General features: G+C 53.4%; 2 protein-coding genes. Both read right to left on the minus strand.

The features are described 5' to 3' along the window. Positions 1-59: 59 nt before the first annotated feature. Positions 60-785, minus strand: a complete 726-nt coding sequence (locus tag ACR0K1_RS25570) for a nucleotidyl transferase AbiEii/AbiGii toxin family protein (protein ID WP_480852317.1) — start codon at positions 783-785, stop codon at positions 60-62. 2 nt (positions 786-787) lie between these two features. Continuing rightward, complete coding sequence (locus ACR0K1_RS25575; protein ID WP_480424898.1) at positions 788-1,384, minus strand: DUF6088 family protein; 597 nt, start codon at positions 1,382-1,384, stop codon at positions 788-790. Positions 1,385-1,560: the final 176 nt, after the last annotated feature.

The following is a 1,560-nucleotide window of genomic DNA, read 5'->3' on the forward strand; positions in this document are numbered from 1 at the left end:
ATGTTGAAACCTGTTCGAAAACTATTCGATGGGAACAAACGTCAGATCACGCATGTTCGTCAAATAGTCCCCAGAGTTTGCGACACATCCGGTTTGGTGATGTCTTGATGATAGAGCATATGCAGGATCGTGGCTTTTTCCCAGAATGTGCGTTCAACACCCAAGACCTTCACATCAACGTCGCCCGCCCCCAACAGGTCTGGAAAGGCCTGATGCACATAAGGCGATATACTGCGGGACTCGGCTGGAAGGTGAACCCCACGGGCGCCAAATTCGAACCGTACCACCGGTTGGATGTAGCCGCTGGCCGCACTGGTCTCCGATGGATAGGCGAAAAGCAAGGTTTGGGCATCATTTGGATCGACTGACAGGGAAAAATGCTGATCCAGCGCGGCGCCAAACTTGACCTCGGTTTCTTTCAACAGCGGACCTGAGACTACCCTAGTGGCCGTATCCTGAAGCTCCTGCAGCAGTTGCTTTTGTTTTTTGCCGGAAAGGGCAGGGTGCTCGGGGTCACGTTCGCCCTCAAACCCGAGCTGCGCCCGGTCGAGAGACAGATCCACGTCTTCTGAGAACCGATGGATGATGTCATAGGCCTTGGATAGCGATGTCCCGCCCTTGAAGATCATGTGAGCGCCAAAAGAGGGCAGGGCGAATAGATGTTTCAGTGACCAACAGACCCAGAAATCCTTCTCGACGATTGCTTTGGACAAACCAAGCTTTGCGGCCGATTCCTGAAACGCCTCCTCACGGTTCTTTGGAGTATCGTTGGCAAACTGGTCCACGATCAGTTCCGCGCCACGATTTGCTGCACTACCGGGTGCATCCAGGCCGGTACATATCTACTTTGTTTTGCGAGCAATGCGCGGTCCTTAACATCCAGATTGCGGGCCAGCGTGTCGACAACACGGCTATCCACCCGGTCTTTGCCAACATAGCGTAACGCCTGAAATACGGCGCCTGTTTTCTGGCCTGCACCAACTAGTGTTTTGGATGATGCATTCCGGAACTGGATGACTTGTCGACCGACTTTCTTGGTGCGGGTCGGGCCGTCGGTCATATAAATCGGCTTAGACGGCACTTGGGTCGACAGCCCCAACTGGTTGGCTGCCATGGCAGGGGAGGGCTGTAGAACCTGGTTGTCTTTGCGTGCAATCGCTTTGGCTATGTCATCGGCTGACGGAGACAACAGCCCTAATCGGGCGCTCTTTCTCGGATAGTCATAAAGCCCACGCGTTAACCGTCGGATCATCCCTTGCTCCGCCAAACGCGACAATGCCTGATCCACGCTTGCGCGGGAGCCAATATCCAGAAAGTCGGTTGGCGCAAAGATTGCGCCCCGGCCTTTTCCAATGATGCGTTGTCTAATCGATGAGGTGATCATAGCTTTCTCCTTGTCGGAAAATATAGTACTTTTTTCTGACATTCAAGTTAGGGGAATATCTGGGTGTTTTTGTAAGTAGGGCGGGAGGACGAAGCCGCTATCGCGGCAATGGCGCTTATGGCTGGCGTTATGAGCCGATCCTGATGGCGCATATTTTGTGATCTTGCTGACCTGTT

The sequence above is a fragment of the Ruegeria sp. F5 genome (genome assembly GCF_056533845.1).